The sequence below is a fragment of the Ktedonobacter robiniae genome (assembly GCF_016587375.1).
Lineage (GTDB): Bacteria > Chloroflexota > Ktedonobacteria > Ktedonobacterales > Ktedonobacteraceae > Ktedonobacter > Ktedonobacter robiniae.
This window is the reverse complement of the sequence record NZ_BNJG01000003.1, coordinates 314,713-340,475: the sequence shown is the minus strand read 5'-3', so window position 1 is coordinate 340,475 and position 25,763 is coordinate 314,713. Positions and strand designations below refer to the sequence as shown.

General features: G+C 52.5%; 25 protein-coding genes and 1 pseudogene. 14 read left to right on the top strand and 12 right to left on the bottom strand.

Features of this window, described 5'->3' with window-relative positions; genetic code table 11:
- Nucleotides 1-264: 264 nt before the first annotated feature.
- The 3 genes from JMJ04_RS34040 to JMJ04_RS34030 all read left to right on the top strand — a co-directional run bounded on the left by JMJ04_RS34040 (nucleotide 265) and on the right by JMJ04_RS34030 (nucleotide 2,170).
- A complete protein-coding gene (locus tag JMJ04_RS34040; RefSeq protein WP_201374830.1) occupies nucleotides 265-834 on the top strand; it encodes a COG4315 family predicted lipoprotein in 570 nt (189 codons plus the stop codon).
- A gap of 154 nt (nucleotides 835-988) precedes the next feature.
- Nucleotides 989-1,636, top strand: a complete 648-nt coding sequence (locus JMJ04_RS34035; protein ID WP_201374829.1) for a DUF4291 domain-containing protein — start codon at nucleotides 989-991, stop codon at nucleotides 1,634-1,636.
- 144 nt (nucleotides 1,637-1,780) lie between these two features.
- The gene (locus tag JMJ04_RS34030; protein ID WP_201374828.1) at nucleotides 1,781-2,170 is read left to right on the top strand and encodes a response regulator; all 390 of its coding nucleotides are present in this window, start codon (nucleotides 1,781-1,783) and stop codon (nucleotides 2,168-2,170) included.
- Nucleotides 2,171-2,322: 152 nt separating this feature from the next.
- On the opposite strand, the gene JMJ04_RS34025 is transcribed toward JMJ04_RS34030, so the two are convergent.
- Nucleotides 2,323-3,909, bottom strand: a complete 1,587-nt coding sequence (locus tag JMJ04_RS34025) for an MGH1-like glycoside hydrolase domain-containing protein (RefSeq protein WP_201374827.1) — start codon at nucleotides 3,907-3,909, stop codon at nucleotides 2,323-2,325.
- 236 nt (nucleotides 3,910-4,145) lie between these two features.
- Here JMJ04_RS34025 and JMJ04_RS34020 point away from each other — a divergent pair, with 236 nt between their 5' ends.
- Nucleotides 4,146-4,526, top strand: a complete 381-nt coding sequence (locus tag JMJ04_RS34020; RefSeq protein ID WP_201374826.1) for a hypothetical protein — start codon at nucleotides 4,146-4,148, stop codon at nucleotides 4,524-4,526.
- 113 nt (nucleotides 4,527-4,639) lie between these two features.
- Here JMJ04_RS34020 and JMJ04_RS34015 read toward each other — a convergent pair whose 3' ends face one another.
- From JMJ04_RS34015 to hppD, 3 genes are read right to left on the bottom strand one after another with little or no spacing between them, the layout of a single operon-like run.
- On the bottom strand, nucleotides 4,640-5,797 hold the full coding sequence (locus JMJ04_RS34015) for a homogentisate 1,2-dioxygenase (protein WP_201374825.1): 1,158 nt from the start codon (nucleotides 5,795-5,797) through the stop codon (nucleotides 4,640-4,642).
- Nucleotides 5,798-5,849: 52 nt separating this feature from the next.
- Complete coding sequence (locus JMJ04_RS34010; protein WP_201374824.1) at nucleotides 5,850-6,737, bottom strand: fumarylacetoacetate hydrolase family protein; 888 nt, start codon at nucleotides 6,735-6,737, stop codon at nucleotides 5,850-5,852.
- Between the two features lies 1 nt (nucleotide 6,738).
- On the bottom strand, nucleotides 6,739-7,842 hold the full coding sequence (gene hppD / locus JMJ04_RS34005) for a 4-hydroxyphenylpyruvate dioxygenase (protein WP_201374823.1): 1,104 nt from the start codon (nucleotides 7,840-7,842) through the stop codon (nucleotides 6,739-6,741).
- A gap of 228 nt (nucleotides 7,843-8,070) precedes the next feature.
- Here hppD and JMJ04_RS34000 point away from each other — a divergent pair, with 228 nt between their 5' ends.
- The 6 genes and pseudogenes from JMJ04_RS34000 to JMJ04_RS33975 all read left to right on the top strand — a co-directional run bounded on the left by JMJ04_RS34000 (nucleotide 8,071) and on the right by JMJ04_RS33975 (nucleotide 14,092).
- The gene (locus tag JMJ04_RS34000) at nucleotides 8,071-8,766 is read left to right on the top strand and encodes an IclR family transcriptional regulator (RefSeq protein WP_201374822.1); all 696 of its coding nucleotides are present in this window, start codon (nucleotides 8,071-8,073) and stop codon (nucleotides 8,764-8,766) included.
- Between the two features lie 259 nt (nucleotides 8,767-9,025).
- Entirely contained in the window at nucleotides 9,026-9,319 is a 294-nt protein-coding gene (locus JMJ04_RS33995) for a transposase (protein WP_201374821.1), read from the top strand.
- A complete protein-coding gene (locus JMJ04_RS49130) occupies nucleotides 9,316-9,393 on the top strand; it encodes a transposase (RefSeq protein WP_201376131.1) in 78 nt (25 codons plus the stop codon). The genes JMJ04_RS33995 and JMJ04_RS49130 overlap by 4 nt, the downstream gene beginning before the upstream one ends.
- A 294-nt stretch (nucleotides 9,394-9,687) precedes the next feature.
- Nucleotides 9,688-12,309 carry a family 43 glycosylhydrolase gene (locus tag JMJ04_RS33985; RefSeq protein ID WP_201374820.1) on the top strand — a complete coding sequence of 874 codons (2,622 nt, stop codon included), beginning with the start codon at nucleotides 9,688-9,690 and terminating at the stop codon, nucleotides 12,307-12,309.
- Nucleotides 12,310-12,638: 329 nt separating this feature from the next.
- Nucleotides 12,639-13,415 (top strand): annotated as a pseudogene (locus tag JMJ04_RS33980) (IS6 family transposase).
- A 221-nt stretch (nucleotides 13,416-13,636) separates the two neighbouring features.
- Nucleotides 13,637-14,092, top strand: a complete 456-nt coding sequence (locus JMJ04_RS33975; protein WP_201374819.1) for a DinB family protein — start codon at nucleotides 13,637-13,639, stop codon at nucleotides 14,090-14,092.
- A 140-nt stretch (nucleotides 14,093-14,232) separates the two neighbouring features.
- Here JMJ04_RS33975 and JMJ04_RS33970 read toward each other — a convergent pair whose 3' ends face one another.
- The 5 genes from JMJ04_RS33970 to JMJ04_RS33950 form a co-directional block, all read right to left on the bottom strand.
- Entirely contained in the window at nucleotides 14,233-15,171 is a 939-nt protein-coding gene (locus tag JMJ04_RS33970) for a DMT family transporter (RefSeq protein ID WP_201374818.1), read from the bottom strand.
- A 156-nt stretch (nucleotides 15,172-15,327) separates the two neighbouring features.
- Entirely contained in the window at nucleotides 15,328-17,049 is a 1,722-nt protein-coding gene (locus JMJ04_RS33965; RefSeq protein WP_201374817.1) for a M3 family oligoendopeptidase, read from the bottom strand.
- Between the two features lie 324 nt (nucleotides 17,050-17,373).
- Nucleotides 17,374-17,613: a nucleoside triphosphate pyrophosphohydrolase family protein gene (locus tag JMJ04_RS33960; protein ID WP_201374816.1), complete on the bottom strand. Its 240-nt coding sequence runs from the start codon at nucleotides 17,611-17,613 to the stop codon at nucleotides 17,374-17,376.
- 353 nt (nucleotides 17,614-17,966) lie between these two features.
- Nucleotides 17,967-18,356: a secondary thiamine-phosphate synthase enzyme YjbQ gene (locus JMJ04_RS33955; RefSeq protein ID WP_201374815.1), complete on the bottom strand. Its 390-nt coding sequence runs from the start codon at nucleotides 18,354-18,356 to the stop codon at nucleotides 17,967-17,969.
- A gap of 116 nt (nucleotides 18,357-18,472) precedes the next feature.
- Nucleotides 18,473-20,005 carry a zinc ribbon domain-containing protein gene (locus tag JMJ04_RS33950; protein WP_201374814.1) on the bottom strand — a complete coding sequence of 511 codons (1,533 nt, stop codon included), beginning with the start codon at nucleotides 20,003-20,005 and terminating at the stop codon, nucleotides 18,473-18,475.
- Between the two features lie 343 nt (nucleotides 20,006-20,348).
- On the opposite strand from JMJ04_RS33950, the gene JMJ04_RS33945 reads away from it, so the two are divergent.
- Together JMJ04_RS33945 and JMJ04_RS33940 are read left to right on the top strand one after the other, a co-directional pair.
- Nucleotides 20,349-20,636 (top strand): MBL fold metallo-hydrolase, encoded by a 288-nt coding sequence (locus tag JMJ04_RS33945; protein ID WP_201374813.1) that lies wholly within the window; start codon nucleotides 20,349-20,351, stop codon nucleotides 20,634-20,636.
- 20 nt (nucleotides 20,637-20,656) lie between these two features.
- Complete coding sequence (locus tag JMJ04_RS33940; protein WP_201374812.1) at nucleotides 20,657-20,824, top strand: hypothetical protein; 168 nt, start codon at nucleotides 20,657-20,659, stop codon at nucleotides 20,822-20,824.
- Nucleotides 20,825-20,835: 11 nt separating this feature from the next.
- Here JMJ04_RS33940 and JMJ04_RS33935 read toward each other — a convergent pair whose 3' ends face one another.
- Nucleotides 20,836-22,041 (bottom strand): FUSC family protein, encoded by a 1,206-nt coding sequence (locus JMJ04_RS33935; protein ID WP_201374811.1) that lies wholly within the window; start codon nucleotides 22,039-22,041, stop codon nucleotides 20,836-20,838.
- Nucleotides 22,042-22,236: 195 nt separating this feature from the next.
- A complete protein-coding gene (locus tag JMJ04_RS33930; RefSeq protein ID WP_201374810.1) occupies nucleotides 22,237-22,809 on the bottom strand; it encodes a GNAT family N-acetyltransferase in 573 nt (190 codons plus the stop codon).
- Between the two features lie 87 nt (nucleotides 22,810-22,896).
- Here JMJ04_RS33930 and JMJ04_RS33925 point away from each other — a divergent pair, with 87 nt between their 5' ends.
- A complete protein-coding gene (locus tag JMJ04_RS33925) occupies nucleotides 22,897-23,634 on the top strand; it encodes a GNAT family N-acetyltransferase (RefSeq protein WP_201374809.1) in 738 nt (245 codons plus the stop codon).
- A 21-nt stretch (nucleotides 23,635-23,655) separates the two neighbouring features.
- Here the strand turns inward: JMJ04_RS33925 and JMJ04_RS33920 are convergent, their stop codons facing one another.
- A complete protein-coding gene (locus tag JMJ04_RS33920) occupies nucleotides 23,656-23,844 on the bottom strand; it encodes a hypothetical protein (RefSeq protein WP_201374808.1) in 189 nt (62 codons plus the stop codon).
- Nucleotides 23,845-24,527: 683 nt separating this feature from the next.
- Here JMJ04_RS33920 and JMJ04_RS33915 point away from each other — a divergent pair.
- Nucleotides 24,528-25,763: a hypothetical protein gene (locus JMJ04_RS33915; RefSeq protein WP_201374807.1), complete on the top strand. Its 1,236-nt coding sequence runs from the start codon at nucleotides 24,528-24,530 to the stop codon at nucleotides 25,761-25,763.

Genomic DNA, 25,763 nt, shown 5'->3' with positions numbered 1-25,763 from the left:
CTGGGGAGAGTGGTTGCGTGACGCTGCTAAAGCACGCGTCGTGCTACACATGGCTCTAGCCTTCTCCCTTTGTCGCTGAAAATTTCTGCTTATATCATAGAGCACTTCTGTCAACTTGACCACCCCTGACCATATTATCACTCCCCTTTCAGGTGTAATTCAGGAAGCTGATGTATTCATTCAATGTGAAGTGATTCGCTTCTATATATCGACAGTCCCTGCATTCAATGCTTGAAGACCTGTGCTTTTTGGAGGATACATTTTATGAGCTTACGAAGACATACTCTTCTCTATAGTATGGTGTTTGTGTTGCTACTCTTCCTGGCGGCATGTGGTGGTACAGCCAACGGCGATAATGGTTCTAATGCTTATACTACTCCTCAGTCGAACGCGGTGACTCCTACGCCTACAACTGGAGGGGATGGCTATGGCAATGGCAATGGTAGTGGAGGGAATAGTGGTGGAACAAGCGGTGTCGTGATCAAGACGGCCTCAGCCACGATTGAGAGCAAGGCCGCAACCATCTTGACAGACACGAAGGGAATGACGCTCTACTATTTCACGCCTGACACGGCATCGAAGGTTGCCTGCACGGATGGCTGCGCGCAGAGCTGGCCGCCGCTCCTCTATTCAGGTTCTGACACGCCTCAAGCCAGTAGCAAGCTATCAGGACAACTGGCTACTCTGGATGCTAACGGTGGGAAGCAAGTCGTCTATAATGGCCACCCTTTGTATACATATAGCGGCGATTCGGCTGCGGGACAGACCAATGGTCAGGGGGTTGGCGGCAAGTGGTTTGTCGCGACCGTTGACCTGGGGCAAAACAAAGCATAAAAACTCTCTTACCATGTTTGACTTTCCGCCAGCTGTGTCACGAGAGCTTCCTCTCGTGACATTTTTTGTGTATGTAGATGCGCGGTGAATGCGTTTTTCCTTTATAATATATTGAACATATTTGATACGAATGCATATCTCTGGAGAGCAATTTATGAGCGAAATCCATCTCCTCACCGAGCGTTACGAAGATCAGCTTAAAGTATGGCCTCAGCAGGGCAAGCACATCCTTGCGCAATATGATGAGGCATCAGTCGTGGTGTACCAGGCATACAGGCCAGCCATTGGACGTTTTGCCGCCAGGCGCGGTTATTTTGGCGGAGGCTTCTCGCTCGAGCGCATGAGCTGGGTGAAGCCCAATTTTTTGTGGATGATGTACCGAAGTGGTTGGGCGCAGAAAGAGCACCAGGAGGTTGTGCTGGCAGTACGCCTTAAGCGCTCCGCCTTTGACGAAATATTGGCGCAGGCTGTGCATTCGACCTACAAGGAAGCGTTGTATGAAAGTCATGAGGCCTGGAAGCAGGCCCTGGAGACCTCACATGTGCGCTTGCAATGGGACCCTGATCATGATCCCAAGGGCGCGAAGCTCGAACGTCGGGCCATTCAACTGGGTTTACGCGGGTCAGTCCTGGCACAGTATGCCCGCGAGTGGGTTCTTGATATCGAAGATATCTCGCAGTTTGTGCATGAGCAACATCTCTATGTCGAGTCAGGAGCTTTCGATCAGTTGATTATGCCCGCTGAACGGGTCTATCCAGTCGTGGATTCCGATGTAGCTGCAAGACTGGGAATGATAATGTAATAGATAATAGTTCCTTGCATAAGAAGTTTTAAATTGAAAAAGGTTAATAGGGAGGACTTCTGGTGTAGGTTTGAGACGATTTACGGAGAAGGCGCGTGAGATTAGCATAACCTGATTTATTCGACATCAGAAGAGGACTAGCCCATGTTTAACTATGCAGAACAGCCCGGTAAAACCGCAAAAAATATTCTGGTTGTGGAAGATGATGCAGAAATTGGCCTGTTTTTGACGGAGGCCATTAAGCAGGAGACTCCACATACTGCTACACTCGCGACCACCGGAAAAGATGCCTTAAATCACATTAAGCGCATGCAGCTAGATCTGTTTGTCTGCGATTATCGCCTCCCTGATATGGACGGCTATACACTCTACCAGGTCATTCGCTCTATGGAGAGCTACGATGATACACCTGTCATCCTGATCAGCGCCATGCCGGATCTCATGGCTATCTCTGTACAGCATAAAAAGCTCCTGCGCATGAAGAAACCAATCGAGCTCGATGAGTTTCTTTATCTCTTGCAAGAGCTGCTTTAAGGATAGCGTGCCTATGGTGTCTACGAGATAGGGTGCATAAATATGGGAGTAGGGGCAGACTGTCCCTACTCCCATATTTATGCACCCTATTTTTCCTGTCAGCTATTGCCTTGCTGCATATCTCATATCTAATGTAAGGAGCCAACTAATAGTCAGCTATCTTTAAGCTCCTTTGAATCTGGTGTCCAGCGCCATTTTCCAGAGGTGAAGGTCTGTGCAAATGTCTTCCCTCCTGGGAGTGAGAGTTTGAGTGTGAAGGGCTGTAGCGCTTGAACAGTCAGGTGGGGCGTATCGCTGGCGTTTTGGCGTTGCTCTGCCACGAGTGATACCACATTCTGGCCAAAGTGCAGGTTGGTGATACCATTGCGCTCGGTCAGGTTCAGTCGCCAGTTGAGGGTATGGGCGGGGGTGTCGACGCGCAGGCCGATGATGTCTTCAAGCAGTTCGCTGATCGCGAAGTTGCCGGACCAGCCGACAAAGTTGGGGCGAGCAGGAATCCCCTGTGAGGCCGAGTCGGGCGCGTAGTTCTCCCAGAGGGTACCAGTGCGCTGGTAGACCCGGTAGACGTTGTCTATGTCTTGTAGTGCAGCCTGGTAGGCGGTATCTTCCTCACCATAGAGCTTTAGCCCCCGCTCGACCATATAGTTTGTTGGCGCCCATACTCCTCCATTCCAGTAGTTTCCTGTCGCCGCGTTATAGTGAGGATCGGTCGCGGCCAGCGAGGCAAAGGGGTGTTCACGGTAGAACTCGTTTGGGTTAAGCAGATGCTCTTTGATGAGCCGGGAGACCTGGTTGGTGTCGGCGAGTTGCGCCAGCAGAGGCCAGAATGAGCCAATGGTCTTCACCAGGCGTTGTTGGCCATCCTTGATGGGATAGTACATGCCATCCTGCTTGCTCCACATGCGCTGATTGATGAGATTCTTTAAGTGGGCGTACTCCTGCTGAAACTGGCTGGCAAGCTGGGTGTTGCCAACCGCCTGGGCGATACGCGAGATAGAGAGGGCATTGAGAGCCTGTTGCGCGGACATATCTATCCAGTCCTGGCCAGGCTCAATGCAGGTGTCGCAGACGGTATGCTCAGGAGAATTATCCATGCCGCTGCCCACACCTGTGTTCCAGTAGAGGCCGTCGCTATTGGTGCGATGTGTCTTGACCCAGGTATAGAACTTTATCAGCCTGGGCAGGACTGTCTTGAGGCGGCTGCTGTCTCCGCTGAGCTGGTAGTATTCCCACTCGCCCCAGGAGAGAATGGGTGGATTGATTGAGTTGGGATCGTTTTTCCCCTGATAGGGCAGTCCGCTGGTACCTTTAAACTGGCGGGCGATAAAGCCATCGGCATCTTGTTTGCGGTAGAAGTTATCGAAGGAGGCGGTGACGGGAAAGAGGTCGCGTCCATAGCGTGCGAACATACTCATGAAGACGGTGTCCCACAGGAAAATGTCGCCATTGAAGGCCGGGTCCATATAGTAGCTCACAAAGCCATTTTCGGGCGTTCCCGCCAGGATGTGCTTGGTAAGGATCTGCCAGGCACCCCAGTACATGGTGATCCACTGGGGATGGTTGTCTAGTATGGGCTGAGGGAGCGCCGCCTGGAGTTGCTCCAGCGTATAGTGATAGGGATTGCCACCATCGGCGAGGCGGGTTGAGCGTGAGAGGGCTGGCGAGAGGGGAAGTAGATAAAGCAAGAGCATTAGCAGACAGAGGCGTGCCAGGAATGGATGTCGCGTATGGCTTTGCATGCTCTGCTCCTTCTCGTAACGCTTCAGACATATGCACATTCTTAGGATAAAACACGGTGAAACAGAGAGACATCAATGCAGAGGCTACAAAGGTATTGTGTGTGAGGGTATTCCGATAAATAGTACTGCCTGTTTTGACGTAGCCAGGAGAAAGGCGTATAAATTGTAGAGATATATGTGTCGTTCTGTGGAGGTTGGGGAGGAAACTGCCCTCTCGCTAAAGGTATGAGGTCTCGATGAAACTGACTCACTATAAACGTCCCTCGGGTATTACCACCATGGCTGTATTCGAGTTTGGTGGTGCACTGAGTTGCCTTGGCTTACTCGTTTTTACTGCTGTTGGTTCACGTGATTTTATCGCTTTGATCGTGGGGGCGCTGCTTGGGTTTGTGGTCGTATATGGTCTCTGGACTCTGCAATTTTGGGCCTTCTGGTTTACTGCTGGATATGAGACCGTGGAGATTGTGTATGAACTCTTCCTGGTAACGCAGCCTGAATATAAAGGGTTACACTTGCTTGGTCCTCTCTTTGGCATTTTGATGAGCGCGATTACGCTAGGCTATATCTTTCTAGATCGCTCGGTGAAGCCAGTCTTTCAACGCAAGACAATAGTATAGTCAGTGTGTCGTTGGCGTGACTTCTCCCGTCTGCGGCGATCGCCTGGGTAAGATGATGTGAGGCGCAGCGGCAGCCTGTGGCTGCCGCTGCGCCTCACATCATCTTATCCTTGTTACTGCCAGCTATAGGGATAGCTGCTGTCATCGATAGTATGGGCGAAAGAGGTGTATTTGAGAGGGTTGAAGGTATCAACCATTACTGCCAACTCGTCGGTGCGTTCGACGCCCAGGCTCTTCTCGACGGCTCCCGGATGCGGTCCGTGTGGGATACCACGTGGGTGCAGCGAGATCGAAGAGCGTTCGATGCCGCGCCGGCTGCCAAAGTTGCCGTTGACGTAGTAGAGCATCTCGTCGCTATCGATATTGCTATGGTTGTAAGGCACGGGAATGGAGAGCGGGTGGTAATCGAGCTTGCGTGGCACAAACGAGCAGACCACGAAGTTTGGCCCCTGGAAGGTCTGATGCACTGGCGGGGGCTGATGGACTCGCCCAGTAATCGGCTCGAAGTCGTCGATGTTGAAAATCCAGGGATACTCGTAGCCATCCCAGCCCACAACATTCAAGGGATGGAAATCGTACCAGTAGCTAGAGATGAGGTCCCCAACTTTGACGCGCACTTCAAACTCGCCCTGCTCCGTGTGTGTTATCAGCTCCTCGGGTCTGCGAATATCGCGCTCGCAGTAGGGCGAGTGCTCAAGCAACTGTCCATTGGGGCTGAGATAGCGACGTGGTGGCTGAATACTTCCGTACGCTTCAACGATGAGGAAGCGGCCCTGCGGGCTGTCCTCGCCTATGTTAAAGCGATAGGTCGTGCCGCGTGGGATAATGATATAGTCGCCCTCATGGTAGGGGAGCAGGCCAAAGGTTGTTTCCAGGACGCCGTGCCCCTCGTGGACGAAGTACATGGTGTCCGCGCTACCATCGCGATAAAAGTAGTTCATCTGCTCGTTTGGTAGCGCAATACCAATGGTGAGGTCCTGGTTATACATTAGAATTTGATTGCCCAGCACAGTGTCGCCGCCAGGTTTCAACTGGGAGGTCTTCAGATGATGATGGCGCTGGACATCGACCTTCCACTCCTCCAGGTGACGCTCGCTGAAGTGCTCTATCTTCTTTACGCGCGTGGGTGGATAGTAGTGGTAGATGTTCGAGTAGTTATTGGAGAAGCCCTCGATTCCAAACAGCTCTTCCGAGTACAGTGTTCCATCTGGCTTACGAAATTGCGTATGCCGTTTGGGCGGAATCTTACCCAGGCGATGATAAGGTGGCATTATTGTCCTCCTGGCAGGTGTGACCATTCACATCCGTCACGTTGCAAACGCGCTAGACAATGGTGTTGCGTAGAATCCCGATACCCTCAATTTCAAGTTCAATTGTCTCTCCAGGCTGAAACCAGGGATGCACTGAGGTACCAATCTCTAGTAAGCAACCTGTGCCAACAGTGCCGGAGCCTATGACGTCGCCTGGGCGTAGACGAGCGTTGCGCGAGGCGTAGGCGATCATCTGTGGGAAGCTATAGTAGATCTGCTGAAAGTTGCCGCGCGAGATCTCCTGTCCGTTGACGCGTGCCAGCATGGTCATATCGTAACGCTCGCCCTCCCCACTGCCGGAGCGGCGCTCTGCCAGTTCATCCGATGTCACGAGCCAGGGACCAAGCGAGGTCGCGAAATCCTTGCCCTTGCCGGGCCCCAGGTTGAGCTTCATATCCAGGCGCTGGAAATCACGCGCGCTCCAGTCGTTCATGATTGTGTAGCCAGCGATATAACTCTCGGCCTCTTCCACGGAAATGTTCTTGCCTTCGCGCCCAATCACACAGGCAATCTCCAGCTCGATGTCCAGCTCCTGGCTTCCAGTCGGATAGGGAACCGGCTCGTCGAGACCATAGATCTCGCTGGTATTGGAGAAGTAGAAGGTTGGCACCTGATACCACTCGGGGATCATCTCTAGCCCGCGTGTGGCACGACCCGCCTTGACATGCTGCTCGAAAGCGTAGAAATCACGCAAGGTGGGTGGCTCATGAATTGGGGCCATGAGCTTCACCGCATCAATCGGCAGGTCGTGCGTGGAGGTTGTCAACGCTTCTCGCGCCCTCGTCATCCCGTGCGGATCCTGCAATAACTCCAGCAGGGAGGGATAGGGCAGGGGAATGACACGCTCGTCGCGTATCACTCCCGCCTGTATTTGCTTGTCACGAAAGGTCACAAGCTTCATATCACAGGTTGCCTCGCAACTCTTGCTCACGCTCAAGGGCTTCGAAGAGCGCTTTGAAGTTGCCCTCGCCAAAGCCGCGTGCGCCCTTACGCTGGATGATCTCAAAGAAGACGGTTGGACGTGTCACGACGGGCTTGGAGAAGATCTGGAGCAGGTAGCCCTCCTCATCGTGATCGATTAGAATGCCAAGTTCTGCCAGTTGCTGGAGGTCCTCATCGATATGACCTACACGATCCAGCACATCTTCATAATAGCTCTGTGGTGTGCGCAAGAACTCGACGCTGCGCTCCGTCAGGTTGCGTACGGTTGAGACGATATCGTCGGTGATCAGGGCCAGGTGCTGTACGCCAGGCGAGCGGTAGAAGTCCAGGTACTCCTCGATCTGGGATTTCTTGCGACCCTGGGCAGGCTCATTGATAGGCAGCTTGATGCGTCCGCTACCATTCTGCATAACCTTTGACATCAGAGCGGAGTACTCGGTACTGATCTGGCGATCATCGAAGTGGATCATCTGCGTGAAGCCCATGATCCGCTCATAGAAAGAGACCCACTCATTCATCTTACCTAGCTCAACGTTGCCTACAACGTGATCGATTCCAGCCAGGCCCGCGGGGCGAGCGCGGCGTGGTTGATTGCTCTCCAGAGGCTTGAAGCCGGGCAGGAAGACACCTTTATAATCCTGGCGCTCGACAAAGGTATGAATGGTATCGCCATAGGTTTTGATTGCAGCTAGCTTGACCGAACCATAGCTGTCGCGACGCTCGGTAGGTTCTAGAACACCCTGGGCACCCCGGCTGGTAGCTTCGCGATAGGCCCGTTCGACGTTCTCAACGCGGAAAGCCACATCCTTCACGCCATCGCCATGTAGATGTACATGCTCGGCGATCTCGCCTTCAGGACTCAGGGGCGCGGTAATCACCAGGCGAATATTGCCCTGCTCCAGGACATAGCTTGTGTGGTCGCGAACGCCGGTCTCCAGGCCGGCATAGGCCACAGGCACAAAGCCCCAGGCCTGGCTAAAATAATACGAGGTGTGTCGGGCATCGCCGACATACATTTCAATGTAGTCAAAGTTCTGAATGGGCATGAAATCTTGCTCGACCATGAGCGTGGCTCCTTCCCTTTTAGGGCTACAACATTGTATACTTCTATAGAACGTTCGATAATCGAACTCGCTTTCCGATAATAGATCCTCTATTAGGTGTACCTCATACAAAGTAAAATGTCAAGATTTTGCAGGTATGTGTTATTAGCGTGAAATATTGGCATCTATGAATACTTCACGCTAATAACACATACCTGTGAGCGCCGCAGGCGCGAAAGGTGAGGAGATATGTTAGAACCACAAGCATCGACAGCACGTGGAGAGACGGTCCAGACGCTTGATCGAGGACTACATGTGCTTGAATTACTGGCGAAGGAGTCAGAAGGGCTCCTCTCCCAGGAAGTGGCGAGCAGGCTTGCCCTGCATCGCACAGTAGCATATCGCTTGCTTAACACGCTCTTAGGGCATCGCCTGGTTCAGAGGATGGACGATGGACGTTATCGCCTGGGAATGGGCTTGATCTCCCTGGCGCGTAGCGTACAGCCACAGTTACAGAGCGTCGCCGTACCTGAACTCACCCGCCTGGCCGAAGAGTTGGGAGCAACCGCACACCTCACCGTCGCTGACGGAAGTGAAGCTGTGGTGCTTACAACTATAGAACCCAGTCGAACCCATATGCATGTCGTATATCGCACAGGTTTTCGCCACCCCCTTGACCAGGCGGCCTCGGGCATCGCCATCCTTGCCGGGCGAGAGGCGCAAAGTGGGGAGCGTTCGCAAGTGACGCGGGCGCGCCAGAAAGGCTACGCGGTCAGTCGCAGCGAGATCCAGCAGGGAGCGAGCGGGATCGCGGCCCCTATTCACGTCGCGGGCCGTCCTGTTGAAGCGAGCATTGGCATCATTGTCCTGGGAGACATAGATGAGGATACTGTCTTTCCGCACATTATAGCGGCTGCCCACGCCATCTCACTACAACTACATTAAAGTTGACCCTAAGCAACTAATTCTATTACTACTTTTATCAGAAAAGCATCTTGCTCTAAAACTTACAGAGATAGTGGCTAGAAAGCCCCAGTCATTGATGCTTGTGTAGTCAATGCGCTCAGTTGGCTGTTCAAACAGCGCAAAATCAAGTGGAAAACGGGGCGCAGGCGGCATTGGAAAGCTAATCAGGAGCAACAAGATACTTTTAAAAAACTTTGGAAGCCTTATCAGAGAGCAGCACTTAACGTGTCTGGTCGCCTTGGATGAAGAGCGCTTTGGTCTCAAGAACTGGTTTCATCGGCGCTGGTGTCCCAAAGGTATCCACCCTCCCTGGATCGTTGATGATCGCTACGAATCATTCTGGCTGTATGCCGCCGTTGAGCTAAAGACGGTGACTGGACATTTTATTTTGCTGCCAGAGGTAACCGGGGAGTGTTTGGCGCCGTTCTTACAACATTTGAGAAAGGAAGTTGGAGCGGAGACGATTGGTGTCGTCTTAGATAGTTCTGGTAGTCATCGAAGTGGACAGGTCATCTGGCCTACTGGAGAATGAAGCCGCTCTACTTGCCGCCATGCAGTCCCGAACTCAATCCGGTGGAGCAAGTCTTTCGACATCTGCGCAAATGACTCTCCAACGCCCTGTTTACAGACCTCGACGCCTTGCAAACAGCCTTGATGGAGGAGTTGCAGAGGTTCTGAGCCAATTCAACGATTCTGCTGCACCTCACCAACTATCCCCTATGGGCTGAGGGTACCCAGACTATCCTATCATTATCACCGCGAAACAGTATTAAAAAGCCCTGGGATATCTTCCTACATATATTGACAAAAACAAATTTTGCATGGTACATTTGTTTACAACGTTGTAAAAGCGGAGACGATAAACTTGCAAGGAGGCATCCTCAGGCAAAGGAGTTGCACATGCCACGATTATTTGCAATAGCGAAATCGTCGCTATTTAAACGTTTTCCCCGCTATAGCATTGCTCTGCTGATTATACTACTGTTGTTTCCGCTTTCTGCTAGTGCCCAGGCCGCTTCCGTAACGCGTAGCGCCCAGGCACAAGCAAATGAGCAGGCAGACAATACCTATAGTAATCCGATCATTGCCCAGACAGCCGCGGATCCAACGATTACCAAGGGGCTTGATGGATATTACTATGTTGTTGCGACCTCGGATCTCTGGTCCGATGGTTCGTTCCACATTCTTCCCATCCAGCGCTCAATGGACCTCGTTCACTGGCAATTTGTGGGCGATGCGTTCCCGACTCGGCCCGATTGGGTTGATCCCACTGCTGGCCTCTGGGCACCTGATATCCAGTATTTTAATCATAAGTACTATATGTACTATACCGTGTCGAATACTAAGGCTTTGCCCAAGTATGGCACGACGGCTGGTCCCAGCTCGATAGGCGTCGCGGTGGCTGATAGCCCGGCTGGGCCATGGCAGGACGCGGGCGCTTCGGCTGGTGGAAGTTTCCAGCACGGGCCGATTGTTCCCCCACGTGCCTGTGTCTTCAATACCGACCCTAACTGCTACTACTGGACTATCGATCCAGCTGTCTTTACCGACCACGACGGTCAGCGCTATATGTACTACGGCAGCTTTTTCGGCGGCACCCTGGTTCAGAAATTAGCACCTGACGGTCTACAAGTGACTGGACCTTCGTACCAGATTGGACATTGGGACCGCTATGAAGGTACCTATGTGATACGCCATGATGTCAACGGCAAGGCGTATTACTACAACTTCTCTTCCTCGGGCAATTGTTGCAATGGCCCCGAAAGCCCCTATAGCGTCGTAGTTAGCCGCGCCACCTCGCCGTTAGGACCGTTTGTCGATCAGAATGGCTATCCTATGGAGACGCCGTCCACACAGCCTGTACCAACTCAGCGTCCCTCTACTGATCCCGCCGGCGTCAACAGTGGAGCCCAGGGTGGTGGCTACCCCACGCTCAAGCAGAATGGTAACAAGTGGCGAGGTATTGGACATAACGCCATGATTACGGACCTCTCCGGGCAGGATTGGATCATCTATCATGGTGTCGATGAGAATGATGGCTGGGTAAAAGGCTCAGGCATCTCATTTCGTCAGTTGTTTATGGATCGCGTGGACTGGACGGCGGATGGCTGGCCGATTGTTAACGATGGCAAGGGGCCATCGCTCACCAATGTTGCTCCAGTTACCACGCCAACCTTTGGTGATAACTTTAATGTGACGAACAGCTCTTTGAATGTGAACTGGAATAGGCTGAGCGGAAACTGGCAGAGCAATGCCGGAGATGCCACCACTGGCGGTTTTGTCACGCAAACAGGGCAGAATGATCAAGGCTTGCTCATCAGCCAGATGACGATTCCCCAGGGGTACCGTACAGAGCTAGATCTCCGTCTGGAAAAGGCTGGACCTGCCGGGCGCTATGGAGGAGTAGTCTCCTATCGCCAGGAAGGGGACAATAATTCTGCCTTTATTGCGGCCTTCATTGATTCCGCTCACAATACGCTGGTGACCGTTCCCTATCAGAATGGACACGCTATCCAGGGTGAGCAGGCCACGCCGCTGCCTGCCAATTTCGACCCCTCAGACTGGCATCACCTGATCATCGATGATGAAAGCGGCCAGTCAGGTCAGGCGCGCTTCCGTTTTACGCTCTCTGACACGCAGCGCGATCCGCTTGCGGTACAGGAGCGAACGCTACCTGCTTCCTTCCGTGTGAATGATGGCAAGGTTGGCTTTATCACTGAGAATGCGCAGGCCGACTTCGACAATATTGCCACCGCACCCTTGAACCATCATGTAGCGCCACCGCAGCAAACACCACAGGCTGGTACTCTGCTCTCGCCGTACTCTGACGAGTTCAACGAGAAACTGGGACCGCAGTGGTCATGGGTACATGAAGATACAACCCGACACTCGTTCGTCAATGGGCAACTCTCAATCACTATCAATGGTGATCTTTATCGCAATCAAAACAGTGCAACTAATCTTCTGCTAGAGAATCAGCCTGCTGGTAACTATATGATGGAAACCAAACTCACATTTGATCCAAATACTAATTACCAGCAAGCAGGTCTGCTCATATATAGTGATGATGATCACTATATTAAAGTTGGCGTGACGCACCATGAATCGTTAAACAAAGTCATCGCTGGTCATGAAACGCTGGATCCCACTCCAGGCGATCAAAAGACCTGCGATGTACAGCCATCGCCCACCAGCAACATTGCTGTCAAGATCTATACCACGCAGCAATGTCCACTGGAAGGCGAGAGTTGGGATTACCTCTCAAATCCCCATCCGACCCAGAATGGTAGTACGGCGACAAAGCCGACTGTAACCACTTGGTTGCGTGTCTATCGTAATGGGAATGCCTATATGCCCTATAGCAGCGTGGACGGTGTTCACTGGATCAGAGGGAATACATGGGATCTTAGCCCGGTATCGTCAGCATACCCCATCAAGATTGGCCTGTTTGGCTTCTCTTCTGGACCTGTCAATACCATTCCCGCGTACTTTGATTATGTCCGCGTCTATAATCAACCCTAGTTAGCCCTGACCCTTTATCAACAAAACCGGAGAAGTCGGGCCATTCCGACTTCTCCGGTTTTGTTGATAAAGGGTAGATACGCTTTACAGCGTACACCGAACCTCCTATTACGTGACGGCGTGATATTCCTGTAGTCATGCATTGGCCTGGATCAGGTAGCCAAAGAGGAAGTAAGCGTTCTCTCCCCGCGCGCTCTCATTGGGATTTTGGTTGTGTTGCAAAGAAGGAAACTGATCTGCTAAAGTGAAGAGAAAAGAGCAAAAGAGAGGCCTCCATCATGAGTAGCTAGAGCAAAAATCCCTTCAAATGGCGCCACTTTCAGTCGAACATCATTCTCTTGTGTGTGTGATGGTACCTGCGCTATGCTTTAAGCTACCGTGACCTTGAGGAAATAATGTTGGAGAGAGGACTGCACATGGATCATACTACGATCTATCGATGGGTTCAGCAGTATGCTCCTGAGATCGAACGACGCTGTCGCCATCATGTGAAGTTCACCACCGATTCGTGGCGTGTCGACGAAACCTACATCAAAGTGAAAAAGAGATGGGTTTATCTCTATCGGGTGGCGGACGCGCAGGGAAACACGCTCGATTTCTTTTTGAGCCCTACGAGAGATGCCAAAGCTGCAAAACACTTCTTGTTCAAGACACTCGTTGTCTCTCATAGCAGCGAACCACGTATTATCAATGTAGATAAAAATGCTGCATAACCCAAAGCGTTTGCTGAGTTAAAAGCAGAAGGACATGTCCCTGCAACCTGCGAATTACGGCAAGTCAAATATCTCAACAATCTTATCGAGCAAGACCATCGATTCACCAAACGGTTGACCAAACCTGGATTAGGCTTCTTCTCATTTGAGACGGCATGGCGAACATTACAAGGATTTGAGAGCATGAATATGCTCAGGAAAGGGCAAATGCAAGGCGTAGAAAAAGGGGGTGTAAGAAGCCTGATTTCTTTGGTTGCCAATGCCCAAAGTCCGGGGGAATCGACATTAGAGCCAGCCTTTCTGCTTCGGCACGCAAGACTGGAAGCGTGGAATGAACCCCTGGAACCCCCGCTGCTTTCGCGGGGAGCTCTCAGGTTAATGGGATTAATATGATATATTTGCTTTAGAGCACGATGCTCAGGAAGAATTCATATGGTCAAGAGGGAAGCAGTTATGCATTATCAGGCAGTGGCTCCAGTGGTGAGCAACGCATCAACAAAATAGAGCAAGCTCTCCTTTTTCATGAAAGGGAGTTGGTATCGAAAAAAGGCTGTTTCTGAAGGAGAAAATCTTGCCTTCAGCAAATTGTTGTTGTCATAACTGGAGAATAGAGAATGTTTGACTTTACACGAAAAGCGCGCCTTTTGAGCCTGATACAAAGCGAGCATGCCCGGCTAGAGGCTCTCCTCCAGCCGCTTAGCCAGCAGCAGATGCTACAAAGCGGCGTAGCGGGAAGCTGGTCAATTAAGGATATCCTGGCTCATCTTACCTGGTGGGAGCAGGCCATGATGAGCGAAATTGTCCATGGCATTGAGTTGGATCCCGGTCTCCAGGGCGAACCCTGGTCAACCGAGCGTGCTAATGCGCTTACAGTTGAAGCGAAGCGCTCCACCCCTTTGGCTGCTATTCTCTCTGAGTTCTCAAGCTCTTACAGCCAAATAGTAGCTATGCTAGAGAACCTTGAAGAAGTGGAACTAGCAAATGACGAACTTTTTGAACATCTCGCCAACAATACGGGGCATCATTACGCCGAGCATAGGCAGATGATTGAAGACTGGCTATCTCTGTAGATTACCTTGAAGAGTAAGTAGTAACCATAAGTAGACGAGGGTGGGCTAGTTAAACTGGCGCGCCCTTTTCCTTGCCTGGAATATGAGGTCCAATGCTCTTATTGATCAGGCTTTCAGGTGGATGGAATGAGAAAGATCTTCTATGAGCGACTGCGTCGTGGCCAGAGGCGGAGTTCACCGATGACCATGCCTAGAAGGATGCAGGCGCAACCGAACCAGCCAAGAGGCGTGAGCATCTCACCAACAGTGTAACCAAAGACACCGGCCCAGACTGGTTCTAGTGCATAGACGAGGGTAGCCTGGGTGCTACTAACTGACTGCTGCACCCAATTCATCACCGCGAAGCAGAAGGCGGTCGCAATCATCCCCATAAAGAGAACGGAGAGCCAGACAGGAGCGGGAGGCAAGACCAGAGGTTCTCCTGCTAGGGGAATCGCCACAGCACTCAGAAGAGCGGTAAGCGCGATTTGCACAATCGCGAGGTTCATTGGATCGGCCTTCGGGGCAAATTTGCTTATCGTTACGATATGAAGCGCATTGGCAACGGCACAGCCCAGCACAAGTAGCTCACCTAAACCAAAGGTCAACACGAGATTCTTATTGAAAGATATCAATGTTAAGCCCACAAAGGAGATTACGACCCCAATAATCGCCATACGGGTCGGTCTCTGTTTGAGGATAAAGAGCGAGAGGATTGTCACAAAGGGGACATAGAGCCCTGTGATGAAAGCGGCCTCGCTGGATGTTGTATAGCGCAATCCCCATGTTTGCAACGCAAAGCCCGCAAAGAGAAAGAGACCGATGCAACTTCCTGCGCCCAGTTCATAGCGATTCAGGTGGCGCAGTCGCTTATGGAAGATCAGGATCAGGGTTAGCGCTCCCAATGAGAAGCGCAGGGTCAGAAAGGTGAAGACGCCTGTCAGTTTGATGGTCTCCTGCACAACGAGGAAAGTGCTACCCCAAACAATGGTTGCCAGCACCATGAGCGTGATATACAGATACTTTCGCCTGGGTGTGAGGGGGAGGAGGGCAGATGCAACGGCATTCTCTATGACTGGTGGTGGGGTTGATATGGTCACGAGTGCGCTATCCTTTACTAGTAATTGCTTGAGATTAAGTATTAACAGAAGTTGAGCAAAATTGCAACATGCCAGAGAGTGTGAGCGGGCCAATATGCGCAATTGCGCATATTGGCCCGCTCACACTCTCTGGCATCTAGACCTTAAAAGGCCAATTTACACGTGATTTTGCGCTACTTCCAGTTCATGAAGTGTATCAGTCAAGAGTACAAGCGTTGATTGGAGCATTTCCCTATCGAAGACAAATTTTGCTCCGGCGGCCTCGAACAGTTCCGGAAGGGTGCGGGTCGCCCCAAGAGAGAGCGCATAGCGATATTTTTGTAACCCGTCCTGGGGATTGTGCAGGTAGTTGCTCCAGACCTGGATGGCGCCTAGGGCCGCGAAGGCATACTCAATATAGTAGAACGGGTCAGTAAAGAAGTGGAGCGTGTTCTGCCAGCCAGAGCGGTAGACTGCATCCAGGCCGCTCCAGTCCACATCAGGGTAGAAGCGTTGCGAGAGTTCGACCCATTTTTCATCACAGCGAGCGGGATCTGTCGCTAGTTCAGGATGTTCATAGGCCCAGTGCTGGAAGGCATCACCGCGCGCGACCATGATGAACTGGTGTGTAACCATCCCTTCCAGGTGCTCAATGCGAAGTTGGGCGGCCTCTTCAAGCGTACATAACCCTACCTCATCCAGATGCATGGAGCCGATAAATTCCATGCTTGTCGAGGCGACTTCCGCGAACTCCATGGGCAGGAAAGACTCTTTGCGCTGTTGCAGGTACGAGAGCGGGCGCATCTCGAAGGTGTGGAAGGCGTGCCCTGCCTCGTGAGAGATCAGCCCTATGCCATCACTTAAGAGCGTGACACGCCCAAAGATGAAGGGAACCTGTCTGACCTCTAACGCCAGGTTATAGCCACCAGGCGCCTTGGAGGGACGATCATCCAGGTCAAAGAGATCCTCTTGAAGCATAGTCTGGAAATAGGCACCAAGCTGGGGGTCGATATGCTGAAAGAGTCCCTGGCATTGCTGCAAGAAGCTCTGTACGTCGGAGACAGTGCGCGGTGCCTGGCTTGAGCGCGAGTTGACCGCGAGATCCCAGGGACGCAGGGTCTCAACCCCTAAGCGCTGGCGATGCTGCTCCCAGATCTTACTGGCGGCGGGCACAAATACCTGCTCAACCACCTCATGGAAATGCTTACAGTCATCGGGAGTATAGTCGAAACGGTGCAATTGTTGCCAGCGATACTCGCGGTAGCTGTCGTAGCCAGTATTTTGCGCAATTTGCTGACGAACCTGGATACCCTGAGCCCATAATTTCCCCAACTCCTCCCGGTCAGCCAGTTTACGCGCACTCATCGTGCGCCATACCTCTTCGCGACGTGCGCGCTCAGGATCACGCAGGACAGGATAGAGAGAACCAAGGCTCTTCTCCTCTCCTTCCCACTGTACCGTCTGTTCACCGACGATATTGTAATAGGCAATACCCACATTCCGTTCGTCATTCAGTAAGGCTACATTCGCCTCGGTATAAATGCTGGCCTCGGCACGAAGATTACGCAATGGTATAGCAAAATTCTCTGGTTCCAGGTCGCTTTCTAACAGTTGTTGTTTCAATTGCTGATCATAGGTTTGGATATAGATATAGACTTCATCCTGGAAGCGCTGTTTCTGCAAAAGGCGCTCCTGGTCGGCTGTATTCTGTGTACAGGCGATCTCATGGCGCGTGATGGTTTCGTCAACGAGGGCGCTAAGATGTGACCACTGTAATAGCCAGGGAGAGAGCGCCTCCGCTGAGAGGGTGGTTGAGGATAACTCTTGATACCAGGGTTCGATCTCTGCCCAACTTCGTTGTTCAAATTCTTCGCTTGTCTGGGGAAGTGATGCATACATAAGAAATAACCTTTCTCTTTTAAAATGCAGGGAAGGTTAGCAAGCCTTAAGTTAGTTTGACTTCTCGCGCCTGCGGCGCTCGCCCGGGTAGTGGGTGTGGAGCGTGTTGTCTACCTATAGCAGCCAGCACGCTCCACACCCACTACCCGAAATAACTTGCACACGAGGTTTGTTAGTTATATTTGCCTTTTTTACTCCTGCATAGTATACAACATCAGGCAGAATAGCACGCTATCATAGCGATAAGGACGAAAATGGGTCCCCGCTCTGGCCATTGAACCAGAGGGGGACCCATTGCGATGCTCTCAATTTGCTCCAGGCGGTTTACTCATACCATGGGGCAGCTATTGCCGCGCCATCGCGCGCACCGGGCGTATACGCGACAACTGCGCTTTCACGCTCGCTGAGGCGAACGACCCATACGTCGTCGGAGAGCGCACGCAGTTTCTCCGCACGCAACGCTGGCACACGTTCAGGGGAGTGCCCATAGAACTCACATGCCGCCTGGATGACCTCCATCGGAGGTTGTGTCATTTGACGTCGAAAGAGAGCAAGTAGGCTCATGATGTTTCCTTTCGCTTGTAAACAAGAGAAGGTGACACCAAGGAACGTCCTTGATCGCTGAGCCGCAATGATCTCTTACTTGATGTTCCTGGCCTGACGGTTAAGCCTGTACTTGATACTTCCTTCCCCGCTCCCAACCGGCCCTTTCCGGCTTTGCTCTCTTTTTTATCTTAGGAGGCAGTACGTGGATGCGAGTTTGAGGGACCAAGCCTCAATCACGGTGGAGGCTCTATATTTCTCCACTCACTCTATTCAACGAACACGTCAGGGGCGAGGTCACACACTAAGTGTATATTGCACACTTTTAACAGTCTTTTAACAGAGTATTCACATTGCTCCAAGTGTGGCCATTTTTAAAAGGCATGCAGATGGAGGGTTCGTTCGCGGGGACCATCTAGCTCCACCAGGATTACGCTCTGCCAGGTACCGAGCATCAGCCGACGATCTGAGAAAGGGACCACGAGACCGGGGCCAAGAATCGACGAGAGCAGGTGATCGGGAGTATGATGTGGGTCATGTGGATGGCGATACGAGAGATGGGGGAGCATATGGCGTAGGGCATCGAGCAGGTCCAGGTCCGTTCCCGGGTCCAGGTCGGCCGTGGTTAACGCGCAGGTCGTATGGGCGACAAAGATGGAGCAGAGTCCATCCTCCGGGCCTTCCTGGCGCAGATAGCGTTCAATAGTGTCAGTAATATCAATTACCTGGTCTTTCTTCTGAGTTCTTACGCTAATGGTCTTCATCCTATGCCTCCAGGAGATGATTACGTGTTATAGTTAGTGACACTCCGCGTCGGCTCAAGCCGAGCAGCTTCTGACACTGTGCCGTAGTCGGATTCGTGAGAGATGTGGCGTAGCCACTACTCAAAGTGAATCCGTAGTTGGGACGCAATATCTGGGAGAGGCGCGCCCATCCGGCGCCTTCCTCTCTGGGCGGTGCCATGCCCGTTGGCATGATCTCCACGCCTTGCCGCAGGGAGAGATGGTCCCCACTGGCGTTTGGCATCCTGGGAGATCCCAACACCTGAGCCTTTCGGCTCCCTCTTCGCACGTCGCGTCAGAGCATGAGGCTTTTCCTTCAAAGGTGCTTGCGTACGCTCGATCAAGCGCTGTCCGACTCTCAGGCTGGCATTTCTGTCGGCATGATCGCGCATCTGGCACTGTGGGCAGATGCAGAGGGCGGCGCCGGGAGTATAGCCCTCCTGGGGTTGTCCCTGGTTGTAGCGCACGACCAGGCCATGACAACGATGGCATTCCCGGCTTGTATTGCGCGGATTCACACGGGCCGTGATGATACCGCCTGCATGCCACGCTTTGTACGTTGCGTAGCGGAAAATGCGACCCTTCATCCAGTAGGCCCGTTTCGTATTGCCCCGACGCGAATACGTGCCCTGCTCTGGTCGCAGGTTACCTAGATGCTCGAAGACGAGAATACTCGCCTCGTGCTTGGTGGCGAACTGGACAATGCGGCTGCTCACCAGGTGCGCGATCTGTTCGTCCACGTGCCTGATTTTGGCCCAGAGGTCGGCATTGTCCTGTTCATTCTCGGCAATGATGCCAGTCTGAGATCGGTTGCGCGCAATACGTCCAAGCAGTTTCTTCCTACAGCCCGATACCGCTGTGCCATTCCCAATGAAGGAAGTAGCCAGGATGGTGCCGTCAACGGTCTGGACGCTGCACACGGCTACGTGATGATCAAGATTGAGATCCACCGCGCAGAGACGTGCCTGGGCGGCGGTGAGTTGCTCTCTGACTTTTGCCGGCGCCTCGAAGGTCTTTTCGATAGGGGTATGCAACCACCAGCGATCTCCCTTACGGACGAGTTGCGGACTGCCCATCAAATCACCATCAGGGAGATCGCGACTGAGCGTGTGTATTTTGAGCCAGGACCAGCATGAGCCGGTCCAGACTTTGAGCATGATAGAACGGGTACAACGCTCGCGCCAAAGGCTTGCGTAGAAGGGAGCTGACTTCTTCCATGATCGGGGCGGGACTGGTGGCCGCCCCCTGAACGGCCTACTCTTGCCCTTCTTCGTTTGTTTGGCTTCGTGTTTCTCCTTACGTGCTCGCCATGTTTTGAGAGAGGAGAAGAAGGAGCGAGCCGAGCCGAGCGCGGCATTAATAGCAGCGCGTCGGAACAGAGCAGGGATATCTGGCGCGAGATCGGTGAGTGGCATGATTGGATGGGGGTTGGACTCCGTTGTATGCGTGAGTTTCTCCAGGGCCGTGAGGGCCTCCTTATTGTTGAGGGCAAGAAGACCTTCGTGTGCCTGGATGACTTCAAAATAAAAGGCCACGACGCGATTGAAGAGGATCTGGTTTGACGCGAAGTAGGCAGCATACTGCGGTGGATAGTGTAACGCCTGCCTGATGGTTTTCGTGGCTTTTGCCATGTTCAGTACCTCCTTTCGCAAAATATATGGTATCTCTCTTAGAGAATACTAGACTGATTTGAAATTGTCAAACATGCGTTCTATAGAGTACTCTATTGTACAAGGGCTCAAGCCTAATAACACGCCTCACCATTGTCTAAAGAACCGTGGCTTGCGGCGGGCTAAAGCCCTATCCAGTCATAGCACGCCCATCCCAGGCGAAAGGTTTTAAGGGGTACATGGTTGCTCTATTTTACAGGCTCGCCTGTAAAATAGAGCAACCATGTACCCAAAAATTATTATGAGCAAAATGGAAAATATAACAAGGGAGCGACAAAGATGGAGCATTGGATTTGCGTGACCTGTGGCACACCGTATCCTCAGAGTGAGCGGCCCCCCAGCGCGTGCCCAATATGTCTTGACCAGCGGCAATATGTTGGGCGCAAAGGTCAGCAATGGACAACACTTGAGCAACTATATGAGGAAGGGTATCATAACGTTTTTAAGGAGCACGTTGGTTCGCCTGGGAGGGCATTATCCAGGCAGTTGTGCGTTGTACTGGAGCAAGGGAGCCGAGGGCAAGGGTGTACTTTTGATTGGCGATACTATCTATGTGGTCGCGGATCGCAACCGGGTCACCTTCATAGTATAGCTATCCGAATTCCATTCCTCTTGTCAGCCTCTACTGTACGCGATATCTCCCAGGCTATTTCGCACTATTCCTTCGACCGTCTCTATGTCGCCTGGTTCGAGGCTATTGTACCGCGAGATGCCAGCCAAGCGGTCCAGCGCTCAGCCGAGCGTTACATCCAGGCGCTGGAGGGCCACTTCCCGGCGTAGGCAGCCAGTTATTACCCTGCCTGGAGTTGGCGGACTGCTACCAGCATGTCCTCCAATTCGTCGAGCATACGGCGCAGATCCATAAGCAGAGAACTGCGCACAACCGCGCGGTAAGAGGCCCGCGTAGTCGTCTGCGGTACATTTCGTACTGGAAACAGCAACTCTTCTTTTTCCTCCAGGAGCGCGTCTTCTTCTTCCTTGAGGCGCTCTTGGGTCTGCGCCAGTTGAGCAAAGGCCTCCTCTTCGCTGTGATGGGGATACTCCCAGGTGGCGCTCTGACTTTGTGCCTGCTGCGTTATTACATAAACACGTTCAGCCACAAACTCCAGCATCTCGCCCATGATCCGTAGTATTTCGGCATAGCGCCTGGCCCAGCAGTGCAGGCTACTCAGCTCATTCCATGCCTGGCCTGTCTCCTGCACCGTCCAGGCGATACGCTCCATCTGGCGCGTCACTTTCTCCAACGCCTCCAGCAGATATGGTTGACTCTCTGTCACATCCTGAAGCGCCCGCCCCCAGGGATTCAAGCGTAAATTCTCTTTGCCTAGAGCCAATTCGCGCTCGGAGCAGCGCACCTTGCGTTCAACAGCATGCATATGCTCATAGATAGCAGCTTGGCGCGAGCATGCAACGGTGCCCCCGACCGTATCGGCCAGGGTGGGCAAGGTTTGTGCTACCTCCTCCAGCAAGTTTACCAGAGTGCGCTGTGCTTTTTGCGCATAGATGGGAGGAGAGAGGAAGAGGCTTAATACGGTTCCAATCACGCCCCCGATCAACGCTCCCAGTAAGCGTAGCGACGGATAGCTCTCCTCACCCACGCCAACAACCAGGCCCAGGAGTGCGCTGATAGGAATTTGTGTCGCCAAGTAGGCCCCTTTTTGCTTGAATAAGAGGCCAGAGAGGGCCGCAGCAAAGACGGTCAGGAGAATAGTCAAGGCGGAGAGGCCCAGGAGATGTACAATGATCACCGATAGCGCTATCCCAATAAAGACGCCCAGGACACGCTCGATACTCTTGCGTATCGTCTGCCAGCTTGTTGCCTGCAAGACAATGACGGCAGAGACCGCCGCCAGCGCTGCCGCCTCCTTTCCGGCAATCAGATACGCAACCTGCCAGGCAAGCGCCGCAGAGAGCGCACATTTTAGACCAAATAAGGTTATAGCGAGGGCTTTACGCCACCTGAGATTGTGGCGACGTGTCCAGGCAAGTGTTCGCATATCTTCTTCTCTAAGGGGTGCGCTAGAGAGACCTTGGCATCTATAGCATTCATTGTACCACCGCTCCAAACCGCTTCAACTCGCGTATAAAGCCAATCAAGACGCTTTAACTACCTATGTAGACGTATCATCGCCAGGAGGGACGCACACCCGCCAAATCAGCGAACAGGAAAGTCGCTGACACTTTTCTCTGCCTTAGCTTTTATCGTTTGCAACTGGATGAGCGCGCAGCCACTCCTCTCTGAGAATGGCATAGAGATACTCATCGCACCAGTGGCCCTTGAACCAGGTGTTTTGAATAAAGTGTCCTTCGCGGCGCATACCAAGACGTTCCATCAGGGCATAGGAGGCGTGGTTCTCGCAGTCGGCAATGGCGATAACGCGATGGAGGTGAAAGGCCTGGAAGGCATAGTTGAGCCAGCAGGTGACCGCCTCAGTAGCATAGCCTTTCCCGTGACAGGCTCGCGCCAGGGTATACCCAATCTCGGCCTGTAGCTTATCGTGGGCGTTGACCTTGAAGAAACAATCACCTATTAACGTTTCCGTCTCCTTGAGTTCAATGGCGATCTGGAATCCCTCGCCAGGCACGCCAGGTTGTGCTACCTTCTGTTCTATGATAAAGGCCCAGGCCTCAGCCTCGCTTATTCCCTCCCACCCCTGATATCTGGCAATCTCAGGATCATTGCGATAGGCCATGAAAAGTGGCAGGTCGGACTCTGTAAAACGTCGTAGGCGCAAACGTTCTGTCTCCAGCACAGTGAATGGCATGTATTCTCTCTCCTTAGGATGGAAATAACATAGAAAATAGCGTACACTCCAACTATATTAAAAACTATCTATATGGAGTATGTCTAGATGTTTGAAAGACGTATTGAAGAGGCTGGACTCAATAGCTGGCCCGCCCTTCAGCAACTATTTTTTGATGGCTGGATCGTGCGCTTTGCCCAGGGATATACCAAACGCGCAAATTCGGTGACGCCACTCTATCCCTCGCTGCTCACAGCTCAGGAAAAAATCGCTTATTGCGAGCGCTTGTATGCCGAGCAACAGCTACCGACTATTTTTCGTCTCCCCTCATTCTCAACGGAAAGTCAGCAACTAGATCAAATGTTAGCTGAGCGAGGGTATCAGTATCTTGACCGTACATTTGTCTGGTCTGCCCAATTGCCTGCTGATGAGGGCTCCAATAATCCGGACTTGCACATCCTTTCCCTCGAAACCTGGCTGCCGATCTATCTTCAGTGGAGTGAGCGCTATATCGAGTTACACCACCTGCACCGCGAATTGCTGGAGCGTATCCCGTCTCCGCATCTCTACGCGGCACTCTACCAGCAAGGCGTCCCCGTCGCCTGCGGCTTGGGCGTGCTGGAGCATGAGGCCCTGGGGCTCTTTGACATAGTGGCCGATCCAGGACAGCGCAGGCAGGGCTATGGGACACAACTCATCAAAGGGATGCTCGCCTGGGGAAGAGAACAGGGGGCCAGGTCTGCCTACCTACAGGTGGTAGGTGACAATCTGGCGGCCCAGCAGATGTACACCAAACTGGGTTTCCAGGAAGCCTATCAGTACTGGTACCGAGCACAAGGGCGATGAGAGCCTGGCTGCATGCTCCAGCTATTTTCGCTGGCGCACCGTGATATGCATAGTCCCTGGTTCGGCGCAACAGGATGTTGTGGGGCAGCAGCCACAGTGTGATTGATAGTTGATAATATGCCTGCGGTGGTCCAGCTCAAAGTGGCAGCAGGCCAGCAACTGTTGCTTGAGCAGCTCGAGGGCGCGTTGCACCCGTGATGCAGAGTGCATGCCAGCATGGACCCTACGCCCAACTGGCTCTGGCTCCAGGAGTTACGTATCTCTGTACAACTGATACGGGCTATGATGGCCCCACTGGCCTGGGTACACCGAACGACACTGGAGCCTTCTAGTTTAGCGATATAACTAAATTCCCTCTCCTGCTGTTCTGGCTGCGAAGTAGTCAGAGATTAACGATCAATAACACGCCAGGGGCGGGTCACGCACGACCCTCGTGTGTTGTCGCGCCACTTATCAAGGCCAGATGATGTGCCGCCTCTGCATACCTGGAGCTCAGCCTCAGCCTTCCTACTTGATAGTATGCTCTTTGGCTAGGAGGATGGATAGGTACTAAACCAGATGAAGAAAATATCTGCATAAAGCCATAACTAAATTAGCGAAAAAAGCAACTATAGAGTATGACCCCATTTTAGGGTAACGCGCTTGTTCCGGGCTAAACCATGACGCGCTTATCATTAATGCATGCGCATGCATGGTTTTGATCAGAGGTTGATCGGACTTAATGGGAAGTACAGGCGGCAGCTAGAATGCGCGCTAGTAACTAGAGAGAGGAGGGGAAAGCAGCCCAAAGAGAAACAACGGTTCGCTTTGAAGCATCGGATACTCCAGACTTCAAAGTAGACTCCGAACATTGTTGGATACAGCGTTCACAAAATTTAGGAAGGATTCTCTTCATGAAGAGGACATTACGTCTGTTTAAGACTGTGGCAGCGGCTCTTGTTTTACTAAGTCTCGTCCTAGCTGTGTTCTATTTCCATGGAGGCACGAGTGTCGCTCGCGCGACGACTGATGATGATGGCATTGGCACGCCTCAGTTTAAGAGCGATCAGAGCGCGTCTAATTTCTCAGCGAATGCCAATACCATTCCTTACTGGGGCTCCACCTTCACCGATCCGACTAATGGGGTTACCTATCCTTTCACCATGGTAGGCACGAATCCCACGAAAGGCGACGTTACTACGACGATTCCAACGGTGATTATTCCTTTCCGCTTTACCTTTGTGCAGTCAGCCGATCCCAATAACACTGTCCTTGATGGCTCGATAAAATCCACACTCACTGCTCAGTCTCCCATGTTCCAGAAGGCTGATATCGGTGCCGCCGCTAATGCCACGGCAAGTGCGCCTCCAACCTTTCCTGGTGTCGCACCAGCCAACGCTCGCCCTGTCAATGAGCCCAGCGATGTGACAGAGGCCAGCGATGCGATCTACCGCGCGCAGTGGGGGAAATCAGGCTCTAACTATCATGTCCTTCTCAGCCAGCCAACCATTCTCCCAACTGTCTCTTACAGTGTGCCTAGCAATCAGGGCTTTATTGAGATTGGTAGCCGCTCGCATGCTCACATCGGGTTGATGGATTACCACTGGTTCTCCAATCGCCTGAACGAGACTATGCGCAACCTGCACATCAGTCCTAATGTCCTGCCCATTTTCCTGGTCTACAATACGTTCCTCTATGAGACCACGCCTAGCAACTGCTGTGTGCTTGGCTATCATGGGGCGACCACTTCGGCCAATGGCAATGGTCAGCAGCAGGTAAACACTTATATGTTTGCTTCCTATAGTGACCCTGGCATCTTCGGCGCTAACCCCGGCGATTCGTTCTCCTACATCCAAGACATTCATGGCCTGAGCCACGAGGTCCAGGAGTGGATGGATGATCCCTTCGTGAATAACAGCATTAATCCCTGGGTGACGCCGACCGCTCCTCAGTACGGTTGTACCAGCGACCTAGAGACCGGCGATCCGGTAGTTGGCTATGGCTTTACTGTGCATATGCCTAATGGAGTAGATTATCATCCCGAGGACGAGGTACATTATTCCTGGTTCGCACGCGAGAAGCCATCGCGTGCCGCTCAAGGGTACTTCACCTACCTGAATAACTACTCTGATGTCGCCCACGGCTGCTAA